The 370-nt window shown below is 58.6% G+C and carries 1 protein-coding gene; it reads right to left on the reverse strand.

Annotated elements, in window-relative coordinates; all coding sequences use genetic code 11:
* Positions 1–32: 32 nt before the first annotated feature.
* The coding region (locus ASG68_RS32415) for an integrase core domain-containing protein (RefSeq protein WP_244484232.1) at positions 33–370 on the reverse strand (338 nt) is incomplete at its 5' end.

Below are 370 nucleotides of genomic sequence, written 5' to 3' on the forward strand. Positions count from 1 at the left end.
TGAAGTGCACCCCGTTTCACCGGACATGTCGGCTAGTTTGATTTAGCCCTGATGAACTGCCGAGGGGAAGCCATCTTGAGCGCGGAATGAGGATGGATTTCGTTGTAGTCCTCGATCCATCCGTCGATGAGCCGGAGCGCTGTTTCGGTGTCCGGCAGTGCTGCGATGCGGATATAGTCCCGCTTCAGGGTTTTGACGAAGGCTTCCGACATGCCGTTCGACTGCGGACTGGCCACCGGCGTGAAGCAAGGCGTCAGATTGAGCGCCTGGGCGAATAGCCTCGTGTCCCTCGCGGTGTAAGCAGATCCATTGTCCGAGAGATGCTCGATTGCGTGCGGGGCTCTCGTTGCTGTGAACCGCTTCTCGACCG

This window comes from Rhizobium sp. Leaf453 (assembly GCF_001425605.1).
GTDB lineage: Bacteria > Pseudomonadota > Alphaproteobacteria > Rhizobiales > Rhizobiaceae > Pararhizobium.